At 66.1% G+C, this 2,704-nt stretch carries 3 protein-coding genes and 2 pseudogenes; 4 read left to right on the top strand and 1 reads right to left on the bottom strand.

Annotation, left to right across the window (positions count from 1 at the left end; genetic code table 11):
- A pseudogene (locus VL752_RS18155) lies at positions 1-307 on the top strand (hypothetical protein); the annotation flags it as partial.
- Here the strand turns inward: VL752_RS18155 and VL752_RS18150 are convergent.
- Positions 304-441, bottom strand: a pseudogene (locus tag VL752_RS18150) (VapC toxin family PIN domain ribonuclease); the annotation flags it as partial. The pseudogenes VL752_RS18155 and VL752_RS18150 overlap by 4 nt on opposite strands.
- Positions 442-657: 216 nt before the next feature.
- On the opposite strand from VL752_RS18150, the gene VL752_RS18145 reads away from it, so the two are divergent.
- From VL752_RS18145 to VL752_RS18135, 3 genes are all read left to right on the top strand, one after another.
- The gene (locus VL752_RS18145; RefSeq protein ID WP_325357322.1) at positions 658-1,908 is read left to right on the top strand and encodes a flavin-containing monooxygenase; all 1,251 of its coding nucleotides are present in this window, start codon (positions 658-660) and stop codon (positions 1,906-1,908) included.
- A gap of 12 nt (positions 1,909-1,920) precedes the next feature.
- A complete protein-coding gene (locus tag VL752_RS18140) occupies positions 1,921-2,337 on the top strand; it encodes a RidA family protein (RefSeq protein WP_325357320.1) in 417 nt (138 codons plus the stop codon).
- 14 nt (positions 2,338-2,351) lie between these two features.
- Positions 2,352-2,704, top strand: a 353-nt coding sequence (locus VL752_RS18135) for a LysR family transcriptional regulator (protein WP_325357318.1), incomplete at its 3' end; no start/stop codon positions are given.

Below are 2,704 nucleotides of genomic sequence, written 5' to 3'. Positions count from 1 at the left end.
CTTCGTGGGCTTCACCTTCGATTTCCTGCCCCATGCCGGGCAGAAGGACGGCGTGGATTATGCCATGGGCTATTGCGGCTCGGGGGTCGCCATGGCCTCCTGGCTCGGCCACCGCACTGCGCTGCGCATGCTCGGCCGCGTGGAGCCGTCCGCCTTCGAAACGCCGCCCTTCCGCACCCGCCCCTTTTATACCGGCAATCCCTGGATGCTGCCCGCCATCGGCGAATACTTTCGGCTGCGCGACCGGCTTGACCACGCAAGCTTTCGCGCCCGGCAGAGGAAGATCGGGGCTAGGACGGCGGCTTAAGCCTGCCAATCCTCGCAGAGCAGGCCGCGCACCCGGGTGAACTCGCCCAGATTGCCGGTCACCACAACCAGCCCGCGGCTGCGGGCATGGCCCGCGATCATCAGGTCGTACGGCCCGATGACGCAGCCACGTCTTGCCTGCGAGCGATCGGACAGAAACAACAAGGCGCGCGCCAGCATCCTTTTTCTCCACGTATATCCTCTTTGGATATATCTCCATTTGTGGCTCCCATCCCCTGTCTACTTGTACCTCGGAATTTCCGGTGCAAGACGACGGAAAGAATATCTTTCCTGATCCAGCGGCATCGGTCAGAACGGGCTGACCGAGGCCGCTTGCAAGGGGATGCTCGCATGACCGTCGAACACGTCGAAACCCTGGTGATCGGGGCCGGGCAAGCCGGCATCGCCATGAGCGAGCACCTGACCAAGCTAGGGCAGCCGCATCTGGTGCTGGAACGCCATCGCATCGCCGAGCGCTGGCGCTCGGAGCGGTGGGATTCCCTCGTCGCCAACGGCCCGGCCTGGCATGACCGTTTTCCCAACATGACCTTCCCGGATACCGAGCCGGGCGCCTTTCCGCCGAAGGAGCGTGTCGCCGATTATTTCGTCGCCTATGCCGCGCAGATTGGCGCGCCGGTGCGCACCGGTGTCGCGGTCACCAAGCTGCAGCGGAAAGCCGATGGCCAGGGCTTCCGGGCCGAAACCTCCGCCGGCGTGATCGAGGCGAAGAACGTCGTTTCCGCCACCGGCCCCTTCCAGCGCCCGCTGATCCCGACCACGGTTCCGGCTGAGACCGGCATCACGCAGATGCATTCGAGCCAGTACCGCAATCCCGGCCAACTGCCGGAGGGCGCGGTGCTCATCGTCGGCGCCGGTTCCTCGGGCTCGCAAATCGCGGATGAGTTGAACCGCGCCGGCCGCAAGGTCTATCTCTGCGTCGGGCCCCATCACCGCCCGCCGCGCGCCTATCGCGGCCATGACTATTGCTGGTGGCTCGGCGTGCTCGGCCTGTGGGATGTCGAAGCGCGCGAGCCGGGTCTGGAGCATGTGACGATCGCGGTGAGCGGCGCGCGCGGCGGCGAGACGGTGGATTTCCGCCGCTTCGCCCAGGAAGGCATGACGCTTCTCGGTCGAGCGCAAAGCTTCGAGGACGGGGTGATGCGCTTCGCGCCGGATCTCGCGGCAAACATCGCAGGCGGCGACGCGAACTATCTTTCGGTGCTGGACGCGGCCGATGCCTATGCCGCGCGCGAAGGCCTGGACCTGCCAGAGGAGCCGGAAGCACGGGTGATGCGGGCCGATCCGGACTGCGTGACCAACCCCATCACCGCGCTCAACCTCGCCGGGGCCGGCGTCACCAGCATCATCTGGGCCACGGGCTTCGCCCTCGACTACAGCTGGATGGACATCGACGTCTTCGATGCCAAGGGCCAGCCGCAGCATCACAAGGGCGTCTCCACCGTGCCCGGCCTCTATTTCCTCGGCCTGCCCTGGCTCTCCAGCCGCGGCTCCTCCTTCATCTGGGGATGCTGGCGCGATGCCGCCTATCTGGCGCAGCATATCGCGGCACGCACGCCCGCGACCCAAACCGAGACCGTCTGAAGGACATTGAGCATGATCCACACCCGCATCCGCCCCTTCAACACGGCAAAGACCTATCCCGAACAGAAGCTCGACAATGATCTCGCCCAGGCGGTGGTGGCGCGCGGCGCCACCGTCTTCCTGCGCGGCCAGTGCCCGCAGGATCTCGACACGGCCGAGGATGTCGGCATCGGCGATCCGGTGGCACAGACCCATAAGGTGATGCAGAACATCCGCCAGCTGATGGAAGAAGCCGGCGGCAGCATGGAGCATGTCTGCAAGCTCGTGGTCTATCTCACCGATGTGCGCCACCGCGAGCCGGTCTATCGCACCATGGGCGAATACATCCGCGGCGTGCATCCGGTCTGCACCGGCCTCGTGGTGGTGGCCCTCGCGCGTCCGACCTGGCTGGTGGAGATCGACGCGACGGCGGTGCTGCCGGAAGGCTGAGACAGGCGCCGCGGATGCGCTACACTCTTCGGCAGCTGCAGTATTTCGTGGCGGCCGCCGAGGCGGGCTCCATCACCCTCGGCTCTGAGAAGATCAGCATCTCGCAGCCCTCCATCTCCGCCGCCATCAGCACGCTGGAACGCGAATTCGGCGTGCAGCTCTTCATCCGCCATCACGCCCAGGGCCTGTCGCTGACACCGGCCGGCAGGCGCCTGCTGGTGGAGGCGAAGCAGCTTCTTCAGCAGGCACAATCGCTTTACGCTGTCGCGTCCGAAGCGGCGGAAACGGTCGCGGGGCCGCTCTCCGTCGGTTGCATGGTCACCATGGCACCGATGGTCATGCCCGAACTGGCCCACGGCTTCATGGC

It is taken from the genome of Acidisoma sp. (assembly GCF_035492295.1).
Classification (GTDB): domain Bacteria; phylum Pseudomonadota; class Alphaproteobacteria; order Acetobacterales; family Acetobacteraceae; genus Acidisoma.
The sequence above is the reverse complement of the archived record's forward strand: the minus strand, read 5'-3'. Positions and strand labels throughout refer to the sequence as shown.